At 36.0% G+C, this 22108-nt stretch carries 24 protein-coding genes; 12 read left to right on the top strand and 12 right to left on the bottom strand.

The genetic code is table 11. The annotated features are described in order from the left end of the window. Positions 1–285: 285 nt before the first annotated feature. From selD to VB796_RS13705, 4 genes are all read right to left on the bottom strand, one after another. Positions 286–1326, bottom strand: a complete 1041-nt coding sequence (gene selD / locus VB796_RS13720) for a selenide, water dikinase SelD (RefSeq protein WP_323347129.1) — start codon at positions 1324–1326, stop codon at positions 286–288. A 116-nt stretch (positions 1327–1442) separates the two neighbouring features. Then, on the bottom strand, positions 1443–2495 hold the full coding sequence (mnmH, locus tag VB796_RS13715; RefSeq protein ID WP_323347128.1) for a tRNA 2-selenouridine(34) synthase MnmH: 1053 nt from the start codon (positions 2493–2495) through the stop codon (positions 1443–1445). Between the two features lie 373 nt (positions 2496–2868). Continuing rightward, on the bottom strand, positions 2869–3438 hold the full coding sequence (locus tag VB796_RS13710; RefSeq protein ID WP_323347127.1) for a phosphoribosylglycinamide formyltransferase: 570 nt from the start codon (positions 3436–3438) through the stop codon (positions 2869–2871). Then, complete coding sequence (locus VB796_RS13705) at positions 3435–4322, bottom strand: geranylgeranylglycerol-phosphate geranylgeranyltransferase (RefSeq protein WP_323347126.1); 888 nt, start codon at positions 4320–4322, stop codon at positions 3435–3437. Before VB796_RS13705 ends, VB796_RS13710 begins: the two co-directional genes overlap by 4 nt. Positions 4323–4638: 316 nt before the next feature. Between VB796_RS13705 and bshA the strand changes: the two genes are divergently transcribed. The 7 genes from bshA to VB796_RS13670 all read left to right on the top strand — a co-directional run bounded on the left by bshA (position 4639) and on the right by VB796_RS13670 (position 11128). Continuing rightward, complete coding sequence (gene bshA, locus VB796_RS13700) at positions 4639–5799, top strand: N-acetyl-alpha-D-glucosaminyl L-malate synthase BshA (protein WP_323347125.1); 1161 nt, start codon at positions 4639–4641, stop codon at positions 5797–5799. A 64-nt stretch (positions 5800–5863) separates the two neighbouring features. Beyond that, positions 5864–6085, top strand: a complete 222-nt coding sequence (locus tag VB796_RS13695) for a hypothetical protein (RefSeq protein ID WP_323347124.1) — start codon at positions 5864–5866, stop codon at positions 6083–6085. Further along, positions 6086–6685, top strand: a complete 600-nt coding sequence (locus VB796_RS13690) for a hypothetical protein (protein WP_323347123.1) — start codon at positions 6086–6088, stop codon at positions 6683–6685. 3 nt (positions 6686–6688) lie between these two features. Beyond that, positions 6689–7972, top strand: coding sequence for an NAD(P)/FAD-dependent oxidoreductase (locus VB796_RS13685; protein ID WP_323347122.1), 1284 nt, complete (start codon positions 6689–6691; stop codon positions 7970–7972). A 203-nt stretch (positions 7973–8175) separates the two neighbouring features. After that, positions 8176–8826 carry a sterol desaturase family protein gene (locus VB796_RS13680; RefSeq protein ID WP_323347121.1) on the top strand — a complete coding sequence of 217 codons (651 nt, stop codon included), beginning with the start codon at positions 8176–8178 and terminating at the stop codon, positions 8824–8826. A gap of 158 nt (positions 8827–8984) precedes the next feature. Continuing rightward, the gene (locus VB796_RS13675) at positions 8985–9668 is read left to right on the top strand and encodes a response regulator transcription factor (protein WP_323347120.1); all 684 of its coding nucleotides are present in this window, start codon (positions 8985–8987) and stop codon (positions 9666–9668) included. Between the two features lie 74 nt (positions 9669–9742). Continuing rightward, a complete protein-coding gene (locus VB796_RS13670; RefSeq protein ID WP_323347119.1) occupies positions 9743–11128 on the top strand; it encodes a HAMP domain-containing sensor histidine kinase in 1386 nt (461 codons plus the stop codon). Positions 11129–11265: 137 nt separating this feature from the next. On the opposite strand, the gene VB796_RS13665 is transcribed toward VB796_RS13670, so the two are convergent. Next, positions 11266–11412 (bottom strand): hypothetical protein, encoded by a 147-nt coding sequence (locus tag VB796_RS13665; protein WP_323347118.1) that lies wholly within the window; start codon positions 11410–11412, stop codon positions 11266–11268. Between the two features lie 7 nt (positions 11413–11419). Continuing rightward, entirely contained in the window at positions 11420–11893 is a 474-nt protein-coding gene (folK, locus tag VB796_RS13660; protein WP_323347117.1) for a 2-amino-4-hydroxy-6-hydroxymethyldihydropteridine diphosphokinase, read from the bottom strand. A gap of 79 nt (positions 11894–11972) precedes the next feature. Between folK and VB796_RS13655 the strand changes: the two genes are divergently transcribed. Both VB796_RS13655 and VB796_RS13650 read left to right on the top strand, forming a co-directional pair. Further along, on the top strand, positions 11973–12527 hold the full coding sequence (locus VB796_RS13655) for a YqgE/AlgH family protein (protein ID WP_323347116.1): 555 nt from the start codon (positions 11973–11975) through the stop codon (positions 12525–12527). A 144-nt stretch (positions 12528–12671) separates the two neighbouring features. Continuing rightward, positions 12672–13124, top strand: coding sequence for a hypothetical protein (locus VB796_RS13650; protein ID WP_323347115.1), 453 nt, complete (start codon positions 12672–12674; stop codon positions 13122–13124). A 55-nt stretch (positions 13125–13179) separates the two neighbouring features. Here the strand turns inward: VB796_RS13650 and VB796_RS13645 are convergent, their stop codons facing one another. Both VB796_RS13645 and VB796_RS13640 read right to left on the bottom strand, forming a co-directional pair. After that, positions 13180–13899: a pirin family protein gene (locus VB796_RS13645; protein WP_323347114.1), complete on the bottom strand. Its 720-nt coding sequence runs from the start codon at positions 13897–13899 to the stop codon at positions 13180–13182. Positions 13900–14009: 110 nt separating this feature from the next. Continuing rightward, complete coding sequence (locus VB796_RS13640; protein WP_323347113.1) at positions 14010–14600, bottom strand: Crp/Fnr family transcriptional regulator; 591 nt, start codon at positions 14598–14600, stop codon at positions 14010–14012. A 164-nt stretch (positions 14601–14764) separates the two neighbouring features. Here VB796_RS13640 and VB796_RS13635 point away from each other — a divergent pair, with 164 nt between their 5' ends. Then, positions 14765–15778 carry a zinc-binding alcohol dehydrogenase family protein gene (locus VB796_RS13635; protein WP_323347112.1) on the top strand — a complete coding sequence of 338 codons (1014 nt, stop codon included), beginning with the start codon at positions 14765–14767 and terminating at the stop codon, positions 15776–15778. Between the two features lie 183 nt (positions 15779–15961). On the opposite strand, the gene rho is transcribed toward VB796_RS13635, so the two are convergent. Further along, positions 15962–17671 carry a transcription termination factor Rho gene (gene rho, locus VB796_RS13630; RefSeq protein WP_323347111.1) on the bottom strand — a complete coding sequence of 570 codons (1710 nt, stop codon included), beginning with the start codon at positions 17669–17671 and terminating at the stop codon, positions 15962–15964. 379 nt (positions 17672–18050) lie between these two features. Here rho and VB796_RS13625 point away from each other — a divergent pair, with 379 nt between their 5' ends. Both VB796_RS13625 and VB796_RS13620 read left to right on the top strand, forming a co-directional pair. Continuing rightward, on the top strand, positions 18051–18299 hold the full coding sequence (locus VB796_RS13625) for a hypothetical protein (RefSeq protein WP_323347110.1): 249 nt from the start codon (positions 18051–18053) through the stop codon (positions 18297–18299). A gap of 159 nt (positions 18300–18458) precedes the next feature. Beyond that, complete coding sequence (locus tag VB796_RS13620) at positions 18459–19520, top strand: NAD-dependent epimerase/dehydratase family protein (RefSeq protein ID WP_323347109.1); 1062 nt, start codon at positions 18459–18461, stop codon at positions 19518–19520. 67 nt (positions 19521–19587) lie between these two features. Here the strand turns inward: VB796_RS13620 and VB796_RS13615 are convergent, their stop codons facing one another. The 3 genes from VB796_RS13615 to VB796_RS13605 form a co-directional block, all read right to left on the bottom strand. Then, positions 19588–20244, bottom strand: a complete 657-nt coding sequence (locus tag VB796_RS13615) for a LysM peptidoglycan-binding domain-containing protein (RefSeq protein WP_323347108.1) — start codon at positions 20242–20244, stop codon at positions 19588–19590. 152 nt (positions 20245–20396) lie between these two features. Then, the gene (gene purE, locus VB796_RS13610) at positions 20397–20879 is read right to left on the bottom strand and encodes a 5-(carboxyamino)imidazole ribonucleotide mutase (RefSeq protein WP_323347107.1); all 483 of its coding nucleotides are present in this window, start codon (positions 20877–20879) and stop codon (positions 20397–20399) included. A gap of 90 nt (positions 20880–20969) precedes the next feature. After that, positions 20970–22091 carry a 5-(carboxyamino)imidazole ribonucleotide synthase gene (locus tag VB796_RS13605; RefSeq protein ID WP_323347106.1) on the bottom strand — a complete coding sequence of 374 codons (1122 nt, stop codon included), beginning with the start codon at positions 22089–22091 and terminating at the stop codon, positions 20970–20972. Positions 22092–22108: the final 17 nt, after the last annotated feature.

The following is a 22108-nucleotide window of genomic DNA, read 5'->3' as shown; positions in this document are numbered from 1 at the left end:
GTACAATCTGTGGGCTAATTTTATTCTGCGACAAATTGTAGATAGTTCCGTTTGAATTAGGGACTTTTTGATAATTCACAAGTTTTTGTACTTATTCTCGTCCTTACTTTTTGTCCTGAAACAAAAAGTAACAAAAAATTCAAGAATTCCTAAACTCGCTACGCTCAAACAGTAGGAATTCTGTGTCCCATCAACCGTAAAAAAGCGGTCAAAAACCTAATTTTGACCGCTTTTTTACGATTTTAATATTCGGGATGACTCATGTTAAGTTGAAAATACAAGTTCCTAAATAACTGAAACAACCTTTTCTTTTTTACTCGTCAAATACCCAATTGGTTTAATAAATCCTTCCAAACCATTCGCTTTCAAAACATCAATAACTTCTTGAGTTTTATCTTTATTGACTGCAATTAGTAAACCGCCACTTGTTTGTGGGTCGGCTAAAATAGCCCATTGTTGTTCGGTAATTGTATCAATTTTATGTCCGTAACTATCTCTGTTTCTGTTTGTTCCGCCTGGAACCGACCCTTGAGCGATGTACTCAAAAATATCAGGGGTGATAAGTGGAACGTTCTCAAAATTGATAACGGCACTTAAATTGCTCCCTTCGGACATTTCAGTTAAATGTCCCAACAATCCAAAACCCGTTACGTCAGTCATGGCGGTTACAGCCGTCAATTTCCCCAATGCTTCGCCCACTATATTCAATTGCATCATTTGATTGGCGGCAAGGTCTTTATCTGCTTCTTTGAGGAGTGATTTTTTTTCTGCGGTTGTCAAAATTCCTACGCCCAAAGGTTTAGTCAAAAACAAAATATCACCTTCTTGAGCTTTATTATTTTGCTTGATGTTTTCGATGGGAATGATGCCATTTACTGCCAAGCCGAAAATGGGTTCGGGCGAGTCAATGCTATGCCCACCTGCCAAAGAAATACCTGCTTCTTTACAAATACTTCTACTTCCATCAATGACTTGTTGGGCAATTTCGGGCGATAATTTATTGATAGGCCAACCCAAAATAGCAATCGCAAGCACAGGTTTTCCACCCATCGCATAGACATCGCTGATGGCATTGGCAGAGGCGATTCTTCCAAAATTGAAAGGGTCATCCACAATTGGCATGAAAAAATCAGTGGTGGAAATCAGTGCCGTGCCGTTACCCATGTCCAAAACTGCCGCATCGTCTTTGCTATGATTTCCCACAATGAGTTTGTCATTATCGGGCATGGCGATATTTCCTTTGAGAATTATGTCTAATACTTGCGGTGAAATTTTGCAACCACAGCCCGCACCATGTGAATATTGGGTAAGTTTTATTTGTTCCATTTTATTTTATGAGTAACACGGGAATCCTTCCCGTGAGCTTTTATGAATAACACTGAAAATCTTTCCCGTGAACGGTTTTGTCCGATTCACAGGAAGGACTCCTGTGCTATTTATTCTCAACTGTTTTTCATCAAAAGTTGAACATTTTGTTCAGTATCAACTTTTTCTGCTTTAATTATTGTGATGATTTCCTGAGCATTTTCTCGTTTGTAAAGCCCTTTTTCGTACCATTTGTCGTAGTATTTTAATAGAATTCTAAAACTTTCCTTGTGATTATTTTCTATTAAAAAATTGATAGCATTTTTGGTTTCAAGTCCGCCCAATCTTTTTTGAATCCGTAAAATGGCACTTACTAATTCTTGTTGAGGATGAATACCGTATTCTTGGGTCAGATAATCCAAACGTTCTTCAAATGGAATATCCACAAAATAGACTTTACTCGCCTGCATTTTTTGCCATAATGATAAAGGAATTTGCAAATTTCCAATCCGCTGACTTTCGTCTTCCAAGAAAATAGGTTTGTCTGAATCTGAAATATTGGCTAAAGCTTCACCCAATAAATTCTCAAACATTTCTTGGCTCGGTTGTGGCGACAAACCGATTGCTCCTAAAGCTGAACCTTTATGATTGGCTATTTCCTCCAAGTCAAGAATAGATTTTTCTTTTTTGGCTAACTGATGAATTAGTAAGGTTTTTCCGCTTCCTGTATATCCACCAACGATTTTGAAATGATAAGTTTTTTCAAATTGTTGAATAATCCAGTTGCGATATATTTTGTAACCACCCTCAAGCATATAAACCTGAAACCCGTAAAGGTCTAAAAGCCAAGCTACTCCGCCACTTCGCATTCCTCCACGCCAACAGTGTACCAATATTTTTTTGGAAGAATGAGGCTCATTTTCAGAAACATTGGTAAGGCGTTCGGCTTCTTCAACCATTGTCCGCATTTTAGGGCCAAAGTAATCTAAGCCGATTTTTATGGCAATTTCACGACTTTGTTGTTTGTAAGCCGTACCGACAATTTTCCTTTCCTCATCCGAAAATAAGGGAAAACTCACCGCCGAGGGAATATGTGCATGGGTGTATTCGCTGGGACTACGGACATCCAAAACCAAATGAGTTTTTGACATTTGGGCAAATGTTTCAATATTGATTTTTTGAATTGCCATGCGTATTTGAGTGAATAGTTATTGGTTACTGAAAAATTGTGGTGGTATTATTTTTAGTTGAAGTTAAAATTTATCCGCAAACAAAAAAACACCAAATAATGGTGTTTTGGATTAATCTCTTTTTGATTTTTTCTCTCGCTTTTCTTCTTTTTTCTCCTTTGCGGTTTTTAAAGGTTCTTTCTTAACACTCTTTTGTACATTCTGACCTTTTGCCATGTTTTTGTTTGTTTTTGTGTATGGTAAAAGTAAAAATTATTATTTGTAAGAAATAGTAATTTGAGAATAATTGAGAATAAAATTTTGAATTTCAGTAGTTTGACCTTCGTTTTTTAATAATTTGTATCTCTATGAATGAATCTCCAAACTTCAGCACCTAATTATTCTCTAAAACAATTTTCTCAATCACTTCTGGGAAATGTTTATGTTCCAAAACTTGTCCTTTGGCAGCTACATCTTCGGGCGTATCTGTTGGAATAACGGGATATGAGGCTTGAAAAATAACCGCACCTTCATCATAGTGTTCGTTTACAAAATGAATAGTAATGCCCGATTCTGTTTCTTTATTTTCCACAACGGCTTCATGCACAAAATGCCCGTACATTCCCTTTCCGCCAAATTTTGGCAATAAAGCAGGGTGAATATTGATAATTTTATTCGGGAAAGCTTCCACAACATTCTTGGGAACAAGCCAAAGAAAACCCGCTAAAATTACCCAATCAATTTGATTTTCTTGTAAAATTTTCACGACTGCCCCCGACTTAAAAGCAGGGCGGTCGAACATCACTAAAGGAATTTGTAATTTTTCGGCACGTTGGATAACGCCCGCTTCTGGATTATTACAAAGGAATAATTTTACGTTAACCTCCTGAGAGGTAGCAAAATATTCAACAATTCGCTCGGCATTAGAGCCTGAGCCAGATGCAAAAATGGCAAGGTTTTTCATACAAAAATCATCGTCAAAACGCCAATTAACATTATAATTTTACAGGCGTTACTCAAAAAAGAAAAGTCTCGGGGTTTGTCGGCATACACCAATTTGTACGTCAAAAATCCCACAGGAAACATCATTAATAAAAATATATATGCAATTCTATCATTCGGAAATTGCGTGGCAAGTATAAAAAGCGTTGAAATAAAACAGGCAATTAGGCAGTAAAGTAATAGTTTGGTTTGGGCAATTCCCCAGATGATGGGTAGCGTTCGGCAACCGTGTTTTTCATCGCCTTTTACGTCTTCCATGTCTTTAATTATTTCTCTGATTAAAGTAATGAAAAACGAGAATATAGCATAAATCCAAACTTCTCGTTGGTGTCCAGGATAATAAACGGCTAATACTAATAGTGAAAATCCTGTGAGAATGGCTACCATTAAATTGCCCCAAAATGCCAAGCGTTTCAGTTGATTGGAATATAACCACAAACAAAAAACTGCTGCTAAATTCACCAAAGCCACTTTTCGACTTACTAAAAGTCCCAATAAAATTCCTGACCCATTAAAAATTTGATGAATCACCAAAGCCCAACGGCGTTTGATGTATCTTCCAATGACAACTCTTTCAGGTTTATTGACCAAATCAATTTTTACATCGTAATAATCATTGATAATATAACCAGAAGCGGCAATCAAAACTGTTGCTAATGCAATGATAAAGAGATTTCTTTCTTTAAAAGTTTCAATCAAGTGGCTGAATGACAGTAGTTTATCTTCAATTAAAAAAAACCTTGTAAAATATTGAGTAAATACAATAATCGCCAAATTCTGCCAGCGAATCAATCGAATAAAGCCTTGTATGGTTTGGAGATATGTTATTTTTCGAGGTTCTTTCATATTGTTTTGGTACGCAGATAACGCAGATTTAAAAAAAGCTTTAGATGAAATCAAAATATTTTTGACTCCTATTTTGATGAAAAGAATATCCTTTAAATCTGCGTTGTTTACATCTGCGTTATCAGCGTGCCATTATCTCTAATCCCAAAATTATCTCTTTTTAATCCCCCAAAAAAGAAAATCTTTTACTGAGTGAGACATTTTTATATTTTCTTTGTTCTAATTATGAAAAGGATTGCTGATTAAGTTTTTCACTTGATTAAGAACAGTCTCTTAACAATCGCTCATTATTTCTTTCCACATTGAATATTGATAAATGAAAATCGGAATTGTTTGTTATCCAACCTACGGCGGTAGTGGCGTAGTAGCCACCGAGTTAGGGAAAGCCCTCGCCAAAGTGGGGCATCAAGTGCATTTTATTACGTATTCTCAACCGTCAAGGTTAGATTTTTTTAATGAAAATATCTTTTACCATGAAGTGAGTATCTCGTCTTATCCGCTTTTCCAATATTTACCTTATGAGTCGGCTCTGGCGAGTAAAATTGTAGATGTAGTTGTTAATGAACGACTTGATTTGCTCCATGTACACTATGCCATTCCACACGCTTCGGCGGCTTATTTGGCAAAACAAATTCTAAAATCTAAAGGAATCCATATTCCATTTATCACCACTCTTCACGGTACAGATATTACTTTGGTTGGTAAAGACCCATCTTTTGAACCAGTTGTTACTTTTTCAATTAATGAATCTGACGGCGTTACGGCAGTTTCTGAAAGTTTGAAAAATGAAACTTATGAAGAGTTTGAAATTGTGAATAAAATAGAAGTAATTCCTAATTTTATTGACTTAGAACGGTTCAAGAAATTACGGAAAGACCATTTCAAAATTGCCATTTGCCCAAATGGTGAAAAACTGTTAATGCACACTTCAAACTTCCGAAAAGTGAAGCGGATAGAAGACATTGTACAAGTTTTTCATAAAGTTAATCAGCAGATTCCGAGTAAATTATTGCTTGTGGGTGATGGCCCAGAACGTACAGGTATTGAAATGCTTTGTCGTGAATTAGGCGTACAGCAAGATGTTAGATTTTTGGGTAAATTAGACGTTATTGAGGAGGTACTTTCTTTGGCAGATTTATTTTTGTTGACTTCCGAAAAGGAAAGTTTTGGTTTAGCAGCTTTAGAAGCCATGGCTTGCGAAGTACCCATTATTTCGTCTGATGCAGGTGGAATCCCAGAAGTCAATATTCATGGCGTTACGGGATATGTTTCTAAAATTGGAGATGTAGAAGATATGGCAAAAAATGCAATTTCTCTATTGGAAGATGATGAAAAATTGAATCAATTTAAACACAATGCTCTCGAAAGAGCCAAAGAGTTTGATATTGAAAATATTTTACCTTTGTACGAGCGTTATTACGAAAAAATAACCGCAACCAGTTGGAAGTTTCCAGAGCAAATTTGTGCTGAGAAGTAGATGAACGGAAAACTGTTCTGTGATTATCTTAAGAAAGAATAGAAACCATTTTTTGTTATTAATCATGAAAAAAGAAGAACTTAATATTGTGAATTTTACGGGTTATCGAGGAGAAATGACGAAAAATGTTTCAGAAATGACCCATATTGAACTTTTAGAATGGGAGAAAGAAATAAATCGAAAAATTCGTACCAATCTTTTTGCTATTAATATGCCTTTAGTTCATACATACAATGGTCATGTAGTTGCAGAAATGGCAGATGGTACAATTGAAATAATAAGATAGATGCCCAAAATTTATATTGTTGCAGGTACACCAGGCATTGGTAAAAGTACCAGTGGAAAGTATTTTGTTCCTTCAACTGTAAAAATCCTTAATCATGATAGCCTTCTTCTTTATTTCAAAAACAAGAGTGCTGTTGACTATGAGGAGCTTTCAAACTTAAAAGCTAATGAGTTTATTTTAGAACAGTTAAATCAAAATCAAGACTTTGGTGTTGAATTAAATCTTGGTTTTGATAATCACTATGATTTACTGCGTTTTGTAAAAAAGAAATTCTATCAATATAAAATAGAAGTAATACTTTTTCATACTGATAATATTCAACTTTGTATTGATAGAGCCATACTGAGAGAAAAGTTTGGAGGTCATGCCGTCAAAATTCATATTATTGAACAGATGTATAAAAATATGATTCCATTACTCCAAAATAATGCAAGTCTTATTCATAATATCCAACTTATAAATGTAGAGTTTGATTCTCTGAAAATTGTTTATCCAATAAATAATAATCTCCCTTCAACTTACTTAGAATTGGTTAATTGGGTCAAAGTGCTTTCCCCAGAAACATTAAAACTTGAATCATCAATTAATAACAGAATGTAAATTATGCCATTAAATATTCCACAAACCAATCAGAAAAAAGTTATCATTATCGGAGCGGGCTTCGGAGGTTTGCAACTTGCACAGAGCCTTGCTGGAGATAGCGATTTTCAAGTAGTATTGATTGATAAAAACAATTATCACCAATTTCAACCACTTTTTTATCAGGTTGCCACCGCTGGACTTGAACCTTCTGCGATTTCGTTCCCGCTTCGTTTAGCGTTTCATAATCACCCAAATGTTCACGTTCGGGTGGCATCGGTAACGAAAATTATGACGGAATCAAACACCATTGAAACTGATTTGGGCGAATTACAATACGACTATTTAGTGATGGCAATTGGAGCGGATACAAACTTTTTTGGCAATAAAAATATTCAAGAAAAAGCCTTGCCAATGAAGTCGGTAGGAGAGGCTTTGGGTTTGAGAAATAGACTTTTAGAGAACTTTGAAAAGGCGTTAGTTTCTGATAATCAAGAGGATAGAGTTGGGCTGATGAATGTCGTTGTTGTAGGCGGAGGACCAACAGGCGTGGAAGTTTCTGGAACATTAGCCGAAATGAAAATACACGTTCTCCCAAAAGATTATCCCGAATTAGACTTTGATTTGATGCAAATTCACATCATTGAATCGGGAGCAGAATTGTTAGGGCCAATGTCAAAAAACGCTCAGATAAAATCAAAAGAATATCTTGAACAATTGGGCGTTAATGTAAGATTGAGTACACGAGTTACTGATTTTGACGGCAAATATGTTTATATCAATGACGGAACGACAATTCGTACCAATAATTTAGTTTGGGCGGCAGGTGTAAAGGCAAATACTATTGAAGGAATCAATCCTGAAGTTTTGGTAAGAGGCGGACGCATGAAAGTAAATCGCTATAATCAAGTAGAAGGTTATGAAAACATTTTTGCACTTGGCGACGTTGCTTTTATGACGGAAGATAAATATCCGAACGGACACCCACAAGTGGCTCAACCTGCCATTCAACAAGGTAAATTGTTAGCAAAAAACCTGAGAAAACTCATTCGTGGAAACACACTTACTGAGTTCTTTTACAAAGATTTAGGCTCTATGGCTACCGTTGGAAGAAATTTAGCGGTGGTAGATTTGCCTTTTTGGCGTTTTCAAGGCTTTTTCGCTTGGTTGACGTGGATGTTTGTTCACCTAATTGCGATTGTGGGCGTAAAAAATAGACTTTTAATCTTTATCAACTGGCTTTGGAATTATGTCACTTATGACCAATCCTTGAGATTAATTATTAGAGCAAAGTCACCGAAGAGTTAGCATTTCAATAATTCAACAACTGCTAATTGCCGATTGCTATTTTTTTTACAAATCCCCAATCTTCAAATTAATTTATTCCGTATCTTTGTGGTTATAATTCAATGAAAAGATATATATTCTTGAATTTTTATTAAATAAATACAATTTCATCAAGAGTGGAATCTCTAAATAAATAAGCTAAAACCTACGAGTAAAAGAGTTTTATGGAAGCAACACAAAAAAAGATAAGACCTAAAAATAGCGGAACAAAACAGTTGTTTGATAACCCGATTTTAGAAAGACTTTCGCATACCCATATTGCAGTTCCTGTATCAATGTTTTTCATTTCAGGGGCAATTTTGGGCTATTATGCTTTTACGCACACAAACTTAGGGAATGTTGCCATCGGCGGATTATTTGTCTTGGGAGCAATCACATTCACTTTTGTTGAATATTGGGTTCATCGTAGTGTTTACCACATCGAACCAACCACGGAGGCAAGAGCGAAATTTCAATACGTAGCTCATGGGGTTCACCACGAATATCCAAAAGATAAAACTCGTTTGGCAATGCCTCCAATTCTTGCGGCAGTAGCTGCAATTACGCTTTTTACTATATTTTTTGTATTGATGAGAGAATCTGCCTATGCTTTCTTTCCAGGTTTTATTTGGGGATATGCGGCTTATTTATTGGTACATTATTCGGTACACGCTTATGCTCCACCCAAAAACTTTTTGAAACAATTGTGGATTAATCATGCCGTGCATCATTACAAAGACGGAAATGCGGTTTTCGGAGTATCTTCTCCACTTTGGGACTATATTTTCGGAACGATGGCAACGATGGATAAATCGAAAGTTTCAGAAAACCTTTAAGTCAGAGATTTACCGAAAAGGTTATAGATTTTAAACTCCACATAGCAGAATGCTTCATGTGGAGTTTTTTATTTTATCTTTGGATAGATTTAGTAGGACAGGTTTCCAACCTGTCACAACAAAACAGACAGGTTGGAAACCTGTCCTACTCATAAGTTATGAAAATATTATTAATAGAAGACGAACCCAAAACGCTACAATCGCTCCGACAAGGACTTGAGGAAAATGGCTTTGAGGTAGATATTGCTTATGATGGAATGATTGGGAAACACCTTGCCAAAAAAAGCCAATACCAAATTATTGTTACTGACATCATTATGCCAGGAATGAATGGTTTGCAACTCAGTAAAGAGCTACGAGAGGAAGGAATTACTACGCCAATTTTGATGCTGACTGCCTTGGGAAGTATTGAGGAAAAATTAATGGGTTTTGATGCTGGTGCGGATGATTATTTAGTAAAACCATTCGATTTTTTAGAGCTTTTAGCACGGATAAAAGTGTTGGCAAAACGTAGCCAAACGCCTTTGCCTGTGACGGGTAATTTGCTGAATTATGGCGATTTAGAAATGAATTTAGATGCTCATTCAGTAACCAGAGGAGGTAGTAAAATAGATTTGACCGCTCGTGAATTTGCTTTATTGGAATACCTTTTGAGAAATCACGGAAAGGTAATTTCAAAAGCAGATATTGCTGCTAAAGTATGGGACAGTAGAATCGACATGGGAACCAACGTTATTGAGGTTTTTATGACGATGTTGCGTAAAAAAGTAGATAAAAATTACGATACAAAACTCATTCACACGCAGTACGGCGTAGGTTATGTGTTGAAAATAGAAGAATAATTTCAGTTAGCAGTTATCAGTAATCAGTTATCAAATATCTGTTCACTGCTTACTGCTCACTGTTCACTGAAAAAATGCAAATACGAGCCAAACTTACTTTACAATTTACATTATTAGTTTCGGTGATTGTTTTGGCAATCTTCGTGGTGATTTATTGGCTTCGACATAACTATATTGAGGAGGAATTTTATAAACGTCTCACTCAAAAAGCTACCACTTCGGCAGAATTATTAGTATCCGTTAAAGAGGTGAATGCCAAGCTTTTAAAGAAAATTGAAAAGGCAAATAATGATGTTCTTTATCGTGAAAACCTCATTATTTACGATTATAAAAATTTAAAAGTTTATTCTCGAAATGATACGAGTCGCTTTAAAATTTCTCCCGAAATGCTCAATCAAATCAGGAAACAACATTTTGCACGGTTTAAGCAAGGGGAATTTAAAATAGTAGGAATGTTATATACCGACCGTTTCAATCGGGTTGTAACGGTGGCGGGAGCAGTTGATGTTTCGGGTAAAAAAGACCTACAAAACCTACTTGGTATTATGATTTGGCTCTTTTTGTGTGTCTTTTTGTTGGTAACGTTTGTTGGTTATTACTTCTCGGTAAGAGCATTGTCGCCTATTTCGGAGGTTATCCAACAGGTGCAAACCATTTACCCCCAAAATGTCAATCAAAGACTTACCATTCAAAATCCAAAAGATGAAATTGGGCGACTCACTGCCACTTTTAATGAACTTTTAGAACGTATCAGCGAAGTTTTTAGGCTACAAAACCTATTCGTTTCCAATGTCTCGCACGAGATGAAAAACCCTTTAATGAAGATTGGTTCTCAGATTGATGTTGCTTTGCTGAAAAGTCGTTCGCCAGAAGAGTATTTGGCTACATTACAGTCAGTTAGGCAAGATATTCGAGAAATGGGGCAGTTATCAAATACGCTTTTAGAATTGGCAAAAGTGAGCGATTTGAACCATAAATTGATGTATGATGAAGTCCGTTTGGATGAAACAATTTGGGAAGCGGGTGATTTACTACTCCAAGCCGAACAAAACTATCAAGTACAAGTAGATTTTGCTGATGAATTGGAAGAAGATACGCAATTGGTGGTAAAAGGAAACGCTCAATTACTGAAAACGGCTTTCGTGAATTTGATGGAAAACGGCTGTAAATTCTCTGAGAATCATTTAGTTAAAGTGAGTTTACATTTTTTGAAAGACCATATTGAGGTACAATTTACGAATCACGGTAAAATGGAAAAACCCGAAATTGACCTGATTTTTGAGCCTTTTTATCGTAGTCAAAATACCGCAAGTATCAAAGGCTACGGTGTTGGATTATCATTGGTAAATAGAATTGTAAAACTGCACGGAGGAAATATTAAAGTGCAATGTGCTGGTAATCAGACAGTTTTTGTGCTTTGGCTACCTTATTCCGTTGGAGGGAAAATGGTTACTGGTTAATTGGTTACTGGTAGATTGGTTATTGGTTACTGGTAGATTGGTTATTGGTTAATTGGTTATTGGTAGATTGGTAATTGGTTGACTGGTAGTTAGTTGTTTATTATTGGATGTTGAGTATTGATTACTTGGTTTTATTCCTAATAACCAATCAACCAATAACGAGTCAACCAATAACCAGTCAACCAATCCACCAATAACCAATCAACCAATAACCAATCCACCAATAACCAATCAACTAATAACCAGTCAACCAATAACCAGTCAACCAATAACAAATCAACCAATAACCAACTATTTAATTTCTTCCAAAAGTTTAGCCACCGATTTTCCTAAAACTGGATGTATAAAATTAGGGGCAATTTCTGCCATTGGCTCTAAAACAAAAAGTCTTTCTTGCATCAATGGGTGCGGAATGTTTAAATGATTAGTAATATTAATGATTTCCTGTCCGTAGAAAATGATGTCAATATCAATCAATCTCGCTCCCCATTTTTCAATTCTGACCCTTCCTAATTGCTGTTCAATAGCCTGAGTTTTTTCCAAAATCACTAAAGGCATCAAATTTGTACTTAATTCTAAAGCAATATTCAAAAAATCAGGTTGGTCGGTTTTTCCCCAAGCAGGTGTTTCATAATATTTTGATTGTGAAATAATTAGACCAATATTTTCTTGAATTGTGTCAATTGCCTGACTAAGTATTTCTTCTCTATTTCCTAAATTAGAGCCTAAAAGTAAATATACTGTTTGGAGATTTGCCGTTTGCATCGTATTTTTAATAACAAAGATACGCAAATATAGAGCCTAATTTTTATTCATTTGGGCTTATAAACACCTCATAAGACCAATGCGAAATATATCAAAAGGTACCGTGTTGATTTCTGAACCGTTTTTAGGCGACCCTAATTTCGAGCGAAGCGTCGTGTTGATTTGTGAACATGAAACTACTCAAGGTTCGTTCGGATTGATTTTGAATCAAACTTCTAAACTCTTTCTTGCCGATGTCTTAGAAGAGAATATTTATCCAGATATTCCCCTTTTTGTGGGTGGCCCAGTTCAACATAATACGCTTCATTATTTACACCGCCGACCAGACGTAATTGATGGAGGTATAGAAATAATGAAGGGCGTAACTTGGGGTGGTAATTTTCAGCAGGTCAAGGAATTATTGAATAATGGTGTTTTATCTGCAAAGGATATTCGTTGTTTTATCGGTTATTCAGGTTGGGAAATTGACCAGTTAAATAATGAATTGAAAAAGGATTCTTGGATTGTTTCTAAAACAACTGCTGACGTAATTTTTGATACGCCCGCTGAGACTTTTTGGAGAAGTATTTTGAAAGAAATGGGTGGAGATTTTAAAGTAATGGCAAATTACCCAATCGACCCGAGACTTAATTAATGGTGATTGAGTGAATTAGTGATTTAGTGAGTTGTGATTTAGTGATTTAATTAATGGTGATTTGTGATTTAGTGAATTGTGATTTAATCAGCTAATGACAACCAGTTTCCAATCCCCAATCCCCAGTAACCAATATCCCAAAACGTGAACGAAATTTCAGAACACACCATAATTTATACTCGTCCTACTGAACATCTTATGTTTCTTTTAGGCGGTTTGGGTAATGCTTTGTACATGATTTTTTTCTTGATTCAAACGGAATATATTCTTGGGTTTTTGTTTTTATCAATTTCTATCTTTTTGATTTACAGATACATACAAAATGCTAAGCCTCAGCCCAAATTCATTCTTAGTCAAGATGGAATACAAGTAATTGGTCAGTCTTTTGTTTCTTGGGCGATGGTACATGGATTACAAATTCGTCCAAATATCAAGGATAACGAATATACCGAAACCTTCGTTTTTACCAATAACGGACGGATTCAAGAATTCCCAATCAATAAACTTTCTATAACTTCTTGGCAATTAGAAAGACTTTTAGAAAATTACCAAGAGCGTTTTAGGGGAAGTCAGCAATTAGAACAGGAAGAGTTGTAAGTAACACAGACTTTAGTCTGTTTGTCTTCTAAACAGACTAAAGTCTGTGTTACATTTAAAGTTCCATCGGAACATCCATCAATAAAACCTCCGCATCATCTGAATTGGCAGTAATGGTAATTTTATCCGTATCCCAAATTCCAAAACCGTCTCTTGTTCCTAACTGAGTTCCTTCTATGGTTACATCTCCTTTCAAAATAAAGGCATAAACACCGTTTCCTGCACGTTTAATGCTGTATTCCGTTGAAAAATCTTTATCAAATTTTCCCATTGAAAACCACGCATCTTGGTGAATCCAAACGCCTTCATCTGCTGGATTTGGAGAAAGTACCTGTTGGAATTTATTATGACGGTCATTTTCATTCAATGTAAGTTGGTCATAACGTGGAGCAACATTTCTTTTATTCGGGAAAATCCAAATCTGTAAAAACTTCACCAATTCATCTTGATTACGGTTATATTCGCTATGAGAAATACCCGTTCCTGCACTCATTATCTGAATATCTCCTTTACGAATTACCGCCAAATTACCCATACTGTCTTTGTGTTCAAGGTCGCCTTCCAACGGAATAGAAATAATTTCCATATTATCATGCGGATGCGTTCCAAAGCCTTTTCCCGAAGAAACAGTATCGTCATTTAATACTCTCAAAACGCCGAAGTGCATTCTTTCTGCATTACGATAATTTGCAAAACTAAAAGTATGATAACTATTAAGCCAACCGTGATTAGCGTGTCCACGTGTTTCTGCTTTATGAATGATTGTATTTGCCATGATTTCTAAATCTGTTAAATGATTAAAAGTAAATCTTGATTTTTCTCTCTCGATTACTGATACAAAGTTGGTGCATTCTCAAAGCCAAAACATTGAACTATGACAAGAAATTAACGCTTCGTTGACATTTTTGCTCTTATTTTACTCAAAAACTCCGCTGAAATTCCTAAATAAGCAGCGATATAATGTTGGGCCACTCGTTGGGCAACGGAAGGATAACGTTCTAAAAACTCAACATATCGGTCTTGGGCAGGTTTGGCGATGATATTAATCAAACGGTTTTGAGTAACGGATAAATTTCGTTGAACCATTAATCTAAAAACACGCTCAAATTGTGGCACTTTCATGAGTAATTCTTCCTTGGCTTCGTGCGTAAGTATGAGTAACTCGCAATTTTCTAAAGTTTCTATGTATAATTTACTGGGCGTTTGTTCGTGAAAACTGGCAATATCACTGACCCACCAATCTTCTACGGCAAATTGTAAAATTACTTCCGCACCGTTTTCGTCCATGCAAAAAGTGCGAATACAACCTTTGAGAATATAGGCTTCAAAATTACAAATTTCACCTTCACGCAAGAGCATAGTTTTCTTTTTTACGGTTTTATGTTGTAATAAATCATCAAAAAGTTGAATCTCATTTTCTGAAAACACCGCACATTTATTCACATATTGGTTGATTGAATTGAAAGTAGATTGCATGATTGAATGACTTTATACTGAAGGATTTGGGTTTAGAAGAAATTGTTGGAATTAATCTTTGGAGAAATTAACAGCCGAAGATGAATGTCTATTTATAAACCGTAAATTACTTTTAGAAAATCTATTAAACAAACCCTCGAATCAATATTTAAGAATATAACCTTATGAAAACATTAGTGTGTATCACGCCCAAACAATTTGAATATCAGGAAGCTGAGAAACCTCAACTTATTAAAGATTACGCTATTTTGAAAGTAAAACGCATCGGTATATGCGGAACTGACTTACACGCTTTTGAAGGCACACAACCATTTTTTAATTATCCACGAATTTTGGGACATGAATTGGCTTGTGAAATCGTTGAAATTGATGAAAATGCTGGTTTTTCAGTTGGCGATGCCGTTACATTTATACCTTATTTTAATTGTGAAAAATGCGTAGCTTGTCGCAACGGAAAGCCTAATTGTTGTACTGATATACAAGTTTTTGGCGTGCATATCGACGGTGGTATGGCGGAATATATTCGTGTTCCTACCAGACTTTTGATTGCCAGTGAAGGCTTGTCTTTTGATGAATTGGCATTAGTTGAACCTTTGGCAATTGGGGCTCATGGCGTAAGACGTGCCGACGTACACGCAGGCGAGTTTGCCCTCATTGTAGGTGCTGGCCCAATCGGTTTGGGTTGTATGGAATTTGCCCGAATCGCAGGAGCGAAGGTCATCGCTTTGGACGTGAATGAGTCGAGATTGGACTTCTGTAAACAAAAATTGGGCGTTGATTATACCATAAATGCTCTTGCTGAAAATGTCTTGGAAAGATTACAAGAAATTACCAATAACGATATGCCAACCGTCATTATTGATGCTACGGGTAATCAAAAAGCAATTCTAAATGCCTTCCAATATTTGGCACATGGCGGAAGATACGTTTTAGTAGGTTTGCAAAAAGGCGAAATTTCATTCAGTCATCCCGAATTTCATAAACGAGAATCGACATTGATGAGTAGTAGAAATGCCACTCGCCAAGATTTTGAAAAAGTGGTTGAATCGATGAAAAACGGATTAGTAAAACCAACGACTTACATTACGCATCGAGTAAAATTTGAAGAAATAAAAGACAATTTTGAGTTATGGCTCGACCCAAAAAATGGGGTTATTAAAGCCGTTGTGGAGGTTTAGGAGGCGATATTTTGAAAAAACATCTTGTTTATTTTCAGTCTGACTATTGGTTGAATAAATTGTACTCTAAAACAAAGAAACCGCTTCAAAATGCCAAATAAAGGCTCTTGAAGCGGTTTGTAACCCAGACTTTTAGTCTGAATTTGAACGTTTTAAACAGGCTGAAGTCTGGGTTACGAAAATCTATCTATTCATCGAAACCAAAAACTCTTCATTTGTTCTTGTTCCTTTCATTTGCTGTTGTAAAAACTCCATAGCTTCCACCGAGTTCATATCGCTCATGTGTTTACGCAAAATCCATACACGTTGTAGCGTTTCTTTATCCATCAATAAATCTTCTCTACGTGTACCTGATGCTGTTACGTCAATCGCAGGATACATTCTGCGGTTCGATAACTTACGGTCAAGTTGAAGTTCCATGTTACCCGTACCCTTGAATTCTTCGAAGATAACTTCATCCATTTTAGAACCTGTATCAATCAATGCCGTTGCAATGATTGTTAATGAACCACCATTCTCAACATTACGAGCCGCTCCGAAGAAACGCTTTGGTTTATGAAGAGCGTTAGCATCCACACCACCCGATAAAATCTTACCTGATGAAGGAACGACTGTGTTATACGCACGAGCCAAACGAGTAATTGAATCTAACAAAATCACCACGTCATGCCCACATTCAACCATACGTTTTGCTTTTTCCAAAACAATGCTTGCCACTTTTACGTGGCGTTCGGCTTGTTCATCAAAAGTAGAAGAAATTACTTCTGCACGTACACTACGTTGCATATCTGTTACCTCTTCTGGACGTTCATCAATCAATAAAATCAATAAATAAACTTCTGGGTGATTTTTAGAAATGGCATTCGCAATTTCCTTCAAAAGCACCGTTTTACCCGTTTTAGGTTGTGCCACAATCATACCACGCTGTCCTTTACCGATTGGAGCAAATAAGTCTAATATACGTGTTGAATATTGGTCTGGACGAGAAGATAAACGTAATTTTTCTTCTGGGAAAAGTGGTGTTAAATATTCAAACGGAATTCTATCACGAATTTCTTCGGTAGTCTTTCCGTTGACAGATTCTACTCTTAAAAGGGCAAAATATTTTTCTCCTTCTTTCGGTGGACGAATTGCCCCACGAACGGTATCGCCTGTTTTCAAACCAAATAATTTGATTTGAGATGGTGACACATAAATATCATCAGGAGAAGCTAAATAGTTATAATCCGCTGAACGTAAGAAACCATAACCACCGTCTTGCATGATTTCTAAAACCCCTTCATTTTCAATAATGCCATCAAATTCTCTAATGGCTTGATTGTAAATAGGTTTCTTGAAATTACTACTTGATTGTCTTGTTTCTGGACGAGTTTCTGGTTCTTGTGGTAATCCAGAAGTATCATCGGGTGTGATAAATGAGGTATCTACGGCAAAATCTTCTTCAATATCAGCAGGGAAGTCAACTATTGGTTCTTCGTCAAACTCATAAGTAAGTGATTCTGTTGGTGTTTCAGTAGTATCGATAGTAGGTTTTGGTTCACGACCTACTTTTGCTTTTGTTTGCTCAGGTATATACGCAGGCTCGTTAACTGCCACAGATTCGATAGCTTGAGCATCGTTTTCGTCTTTAGAAATACGTTGTCTTTTAGGCCGTGGTGTGTCAGACTTTTGGGCGGATTCTTTTCTTACCTTTCTTTCGGTTTTGTTATCGTCTTGCATGATGTTGTTGCTGGCAGGTTTACGGTCTGTTATTGGCATTACCGCCTGTTTATTAAGTATTTTGTAGATGAGTTCTTGTTTAGGAAGGTTTATTATTTCAGGAATAGCATACTTTTGGGCAAGCTCACGAAGCTCCGAGATGAGCATCATGTCTAATTCTTCAATTTTATACATAAAAAATTATTATCGAAAACTTACAAAGCAAACACTTTGTTGTTTGGTGGTTAAGTAAAGAAAAATTCTTTGAAAAATAATAAAGATTAAAATCAAATTGGGAAATCTTGGTACGAGATGGATGTTTGACGTTAATCTCTTGTTAATCAGAGTTTTAACGGGAGAAATCACAGGTTAGTGAAATGTTCTGCAATGATAATACCAATATTTGAGATTATCAAATAATTTTTAAATTATTTAGGATTAATCTGTATTATACCGCAAAAATATAGTCTTTTTACATAAAATATTTCAAAAGATGTTTAATAATACAGAGTCAATTTTTTTAATTAAGGATACTACACTATTTTTGCATAATTAAAAACAGAATTTTACGAAAATGAATCGCAAAAATATTTTAACTATCGCTGGGATTGCTCTATTAGCAACAGCTTGTAATTATCAGAAAAACAACACTATCAAGCAGGCAGACCTCAACGAAAATGATGCGTATGTATATGGAGTTCACCCAGACTCTGCTGCTCGTCAGACAAAAAATAAATATGCTTCTAAGCCTGAGAGCGAAATAAGAGCTAATAAAATTCGTGAAAAATTATTTAACGATAGCACTAACGCTCAAGGGAACTAATTTTAGCGATTAGCAACTGGTTTTCAGCTTTTTAAATACTTTAGAAAAGCGTTGCGGTATAATTTCGTGACGCTTTTTGTATTACAAATAAGTTCAATAAAGAATGCAATCGTTTGTGTTTCTCGTTGAATTCAAATCTTATAACTCATAAACTTACGTATGAACATTGCACTTGTAACGGGTTCAGCGGGCTTAATTGGTAGTGAAGCCGTTAACTTTTTTTCAGATAAGTTTGATTTAGTAATTGGCGTAGATAATAATATGCGTCAATATTTCTTCGGTGAGGAGGCTTCTACGGCTTGGAATCGTAGCCGTTTAGAAGAACAATTCTCTAATTATAAACACTATCAAGCTGATATTCGTGAGGTTTCTCAATTAGAAGTAATTTTCAAAGAATACGGAACGGATATTAAATGTGTGTTGCATACAGCCGCACAACCTTCGCACGATTGGGCTGCTAAAGAGCCTTTTACGGATTTCTCTGTAAATGCGAACGGTACGCTAAATATGTTGGAGATGACTCGTCAGCATTGTCCAGAAGCGGTGTTTATTTTCACATCAACGAATAAGGTTTATGGAGATAATCCAAACTATTTGCCATTGATTGAAACTGAAACCCGTTTTGAAATTGATGCTAACCACCCATATTTTGAAAATGGTATCGACGAACTACACAGTATCGACCATACAAAACACTCTTTGTTTGGAGCCTCAAAAGTAGCGGCTGACGTATTGGTTCAAGAATATGGTCGTTATTTTGGAATGAAAACGGGCGTTTTCCGTGGAGGATGCTTGACAGGTCCAAATCACTCAGGAACACAATTACACGGTTTCTTAGCGTATTTGATGAAATGTGCGATTACAGGAAATCATTATACAATTTTTGGGTATAAAGGAAAACAAGTACGTGATAATATTCACTCTTACGACTTGGTAAATATGTTCTGGCATTTCTATCAAAATCCACGTTCTGGTGAGGTTTACAATGCAGGTGGTGGACGTTTTGCTAACTGCTCGATGTTGGAAGGAATTGCTATTTGTGAAGAGTTAACAGGTAAAAAAATGAGTTATAGCTATTCAGAAACAAACCGTATCGGTGACCATATTTGGTATATTTCTGATTTATCTAAATTTAAGGCTCATTATCCAACTTGGAATTGGACATTTGGTTTGAATGAAACCTTACAACAAATCCACGACGGTATTGCTTCGAGATTGTAAAATATACAGGTCATAAAAAAATCCCTTATTGATTTTATCAGTAAGGGATTTTTTTATGACTCGAATTTTATTGCAACGGAATAACTAATTTCTCGCCACGTTCAGCCATATCTTTTGTTTTCTTGTTTGCATCCATCAAAGCCTGTTTGCTAATGCCGTATTTTTGAGCAACTACTCGTAGTACATCGCCAGCACCTACGGTATGGATTGTTCTAATTTTTACTTTCAATTTCGTTACGCCTACTTTAATTCCGTCTGCTTTTACGTCTGGATTAAGACTTTGAAGTGTTGCTTTACTAATATTATAGCGGTTAGCTATTCCAAAAAAGGTTTCTCCTGACTGTACGGTATGCGTAATTGTTTCACCTTTGGGAGTTTCAGTTTTTTTCGTTGGCTTTTCTTCTTCACTCACTTTTTTCTCAATGGGTTCAACTGACTTTTTTTCTTCTTCCTCTTTTTCTTCTTTTTTCTTGTCGTCTTTTGCCACATTATCCCCAGTTTCTTCAAGAGGAGGAGGAACAATCACTTCTGCGTTATTTTGTCCAGACATTGCAACAGAATTGGGGCTTTTACTAACGAGTTCATCGTCTTTTGTAGAGCCAGTTCTTACAGATTGCCAGCCTACATAAAGCAAGGCAATTACCATAGCAATTAATACAAATAGCGTAATAGTGGGAAGTTTTGAAGTTTCTTCAACGGGGCGAGGATTACGGTTTTCTTCCATAATAACGTTTTTTACGAGTAAGGAGGTTATGAGTAAAGAATGACAGTTTTTTTTAAGTAAAAGATTCGTTTTAGGGTCTAAGAGTTGGTATTGATATTTGCTGATTAATGACAAATGGAAATACTAACCCTAATGACCAAAACCTAACCTAATTATTTATTTCTTAATTCCGAAACCATTTCTGCTACTTTTTCACTCAATTCAGTTTTATATTTTTGCAATTTAATAGCAATTTCCTGATTTTCAATGCCTATCATCTGAATTGCAAGGATTCCTGCATTTTTTGCACCATTTAAAGCAACCGTAGCAACGGGTACACCTGATGGCATTTGAAGAATTGACAAAACAGAATCCCAACCATCAATTGAGTTTGAAGATTTTACGGGTACACCAATGACAGGTAAAGTCGTTACCGATGCCACCATGCCTGGTAAGTGAGCCGCTCCACCTGCACCTGCGATAATGACTTTTATGCCACGTTCACGAGCAGTTTGGGCGTATTCTACCATTTTCAAAGGAGTACGGTGAGCCGAAACGATGTCTATTTCGTAAGCTACGCCAAATTGTTTACAAATTTCTACGGCTTCTTCCATGACTTTTAAGTCTGAAATACTACCCATGATGATTCCTACCATTTTTGTTTAATTAAGGACGTTTATTTTCAACAAAGTTAATTTGAAAAAATGAAAAACCCTTTGAATCTTTAAATTCAAAGGGTTTTAGTATTATGCGATTACTTTCAAAGTTTCTTTTACCTTCGCCACTTTTGATTTTAGGCTATCTAAATCTTCATCAACCACAGTTATATGTCCCATTTTACGGAAAGGTTTTGTGATTTTTTTACCGTATAAAAATGGATAAACACCCGATATCGAAAGACTTTCGTTCATGCCCTGATATTTGGCTTCACCTGTAAAACCGTCTTCGCCCAAAAGATTGACCATTGCTGCTTTTGAGTGTGCCGTAGTATCGCCCAAAGGCAATCCTAAAACCGCTCGAAGATGTTGCTCAAATTGTGAAGTATGATTGGCTCTGATGGTATGATGCCCGCTATTGTGTGTACGTGGGGCAACTTCATTGATGAGAATTTTTCCATCTTTAGTCAAGAACATTTCAACTGCCAATAAGCCCACAATACCTAATTTTGAGGCTGTTTCAATCGCAATTTTACAGGCTTCATCGTGGATGTTTTCTGATACTTCAGCAGGAGCAAAAAGGTATTCTACCAAATTATGAACAGGATGAAACACACATTCAACTGTTGGAAAAGTTTTCATTTCTCCGTGTTCATTACGAGCCACAATTACGGCAATTTCTTTGTCGAAATCAATGGCTTTTTCTAATAAACTTGGTTCGGTGAAAGCTAAAGAAATATCTTCTTCGGAAGATAGTTTTTGTACGCCACGACCATCATAACCGCCTTTTCCTAATTTATTGAAAGCTGGTAAAAAGTCAATATTTTTCGTAATATCTTCGATAGAATCCGTCAGAATAAAATCGGAAGTTGGTAGGTTATTATCCAGATAAAATTGTTTCTGGATACGTTTATCTTGAATAATTTCTAATACTTCTGGCTGAGGAAATACTTTTTTTCCTTCAGCTTGTAATTTTTTGAGAGCTTCAAGATTGACATTTTCAATTTCGATGGTAATAACATCACAATCTTGTCCAAATTGATAAACAGTATCAAAGTCTAAAAAAGAACCCACCACAAATTCTGGGGCAATTTTGGCACACGGAGCGTCTGGGTCTGGGTCAAGTGATTTTACATGAATATCTAAATCCATGGCAGCTTGGAGTAGCATCTTACCCAATTGTCCGCCACCTAATAATCCTAATTTTTGCATTTTTTTAGCGATATGCT

The sequence above is a fragment of the Arcicella sp. LKC2W genome (assembly GCF_034931005.1).
GTDB lineage: Bacteria > Bacteroidota > Bacteroidia > Cytophagales > Spirosomataceae > Arcicella.
The sequence above is the reverse complement of the archived record's forward strand: the minus strand, read 5'-3'. Positions and strand labels throughout refer to the sequence as shown.

Excerpts from the sequence above, each read along its gene's own strand:
- VB796_RS13605 (WP_323347106.1), bottom strand. The coding sequence starts at position 22,091 with ATGCAAAAATTAGGATTATTAGGTGGCGGACAATTGGGTAAGATGCTA.
- VB796_RS13645 (WP_323347114.1), bottom strand. The coding sequence starts at position 13,899 with ATGGCAAATACAATCATTCATAAAGCAGAAACACGTGGACACGCTAAT.
- rho (WP_323347111.1), bottom strand. The coding sequence starts at position 17,671 with ATGTATAAAATTGAAGAATTAGACATGATGCTCATCTCGGAGCTTCGT.
- VB796_RS13670 (WP_323347119.1), top strand. The coding sequence starts at position 9,743 with ATGCAAATACGAGCCAAACTTACTTTACAATTTACATTATTAGTTTCG.
- VB796_RS13640 (WP_323347113.1), bottom strand. The coding sequence starts at position 14,600 with ATGCAATCTACTTTCAATTCAATCAACCAATATGTGAATAAATGTGCG.
- VB796_RS13680 (WP_323347121.1), top strand. The coding sequence starts at position 8,176 with ATGGAAGCAACACAAAAAAAGATAAGACCTAAAAATAGCGGAACAAAA.
- VB796_RS13695 (WP_323347124.1), top strand. The coding sequence starts at position 5,864 with ATGAAAAAAGAAGAACTTAATATTGTGAATTTTACGGGTTATCGAGGA.
- purE (WP_323347107.1), bottom strand. The coding sequence starts at position 20,879 with ATGGTAGGAATCATCATGGGTAGTATTTCAGACTTAAAAGTCATGGAA.
- VB796_RS13615 (WP_323347108.1), bottom strand. The coding sequence starts at position 20,244 with ATGGAAGAAAACCGTAATCCTCGCCCCGTTGAAGAAACTTCAAAACTT.
- VB796_RS13690 (WP_323347123.1), top strand. The coding sequence starts at position 6,086 with ATGCCCAAAATTTATATTGTTGCAGGTACACCAGGCATTGGTAAAAGT.
- selD (WP_323347129.1), bottom strand. The coding sequence starts at position 1,326 with ATGGAACAAATAAAACTTACCCAATATTCACATGGTGCGGGCTGTGGT.
- VB796_RS13675 (WP_323347120.1), top strand. The coding sequence starts at position 8,985 with ATGAAAATATTATTAATAGAAGACGAACCCAAAACGCTACAATCGCTC.
- VB796_RS13710 (WP_323347127.1), bottom strand. The coding sequence starts at position 3,438 with ATGAAAAACCTTGCCATTTTTGCATCTGGCTCAGGCTCTAATGCCGAG.
- VB796_RS13685 (WP_323347122.1), top strand. The coding sequence starts at position 6,689 with ATGCCATTAAATATTCCACAAACCAATCAGAAAAAAGTTATCATTATC.
- VB796_RS13655 (WP_323347116.1), top strand. The coding sequence starts at position 11,973 with ATGCGAAATATATCAAAAGGTACCGTGTTGATTTCTGAACCGTTTTTA.
- VB796_RS13620 (WP_323347109.1), top strand. The coding sequence starts at position 18,459 with ATGAACATTGCACTTGTAACGGGTTCAGCGGGCTTAATTGGTAGTGAA.
- VB796_RS13705 (WP_323347126.1), bottom strand. The coding sequence starts at position 4,322 with ATGAAAGAACCTCGAAAAATAACATATCTCCAAACCATACAAGGCTTT.
- VB796_RS13635 (WP_323347112.1), top strand. The coding sequence starts at position 14,765 with ATGAAAACATTAGTGTGTATCACGCCCAAACAATTTGAATATCAGGAA.
- bshA (WP_323347125.1), top strand. The coding sequence starts at position 4,639 with ATGAAAATCGGAATTGTTTGTTATCCAACCTACGGCGGTAGTGGCGTA.
- folK (WP_323347117.1), bottom strand. The coding sequence starts at position 11,893 with ATGCAAACGGCAAATCTCCAAACAGTATATTTACTTTTAGGCTCTAAT.
- VB796_RS13625 (WP_323347110.1), top strand. The coding sequence starts at position 18,051 with ATGAATCGCAAAAATATTTTAACTATCGCTGGGATTGCTCTATTAGCA.
- mnmH (WP_323347128.1), bottom strand. The coding sequence starts at position 2,495 with ATGGCAATTCAAAAAATCAATATTGAAACATTTGCCCAAATGTCAAAA.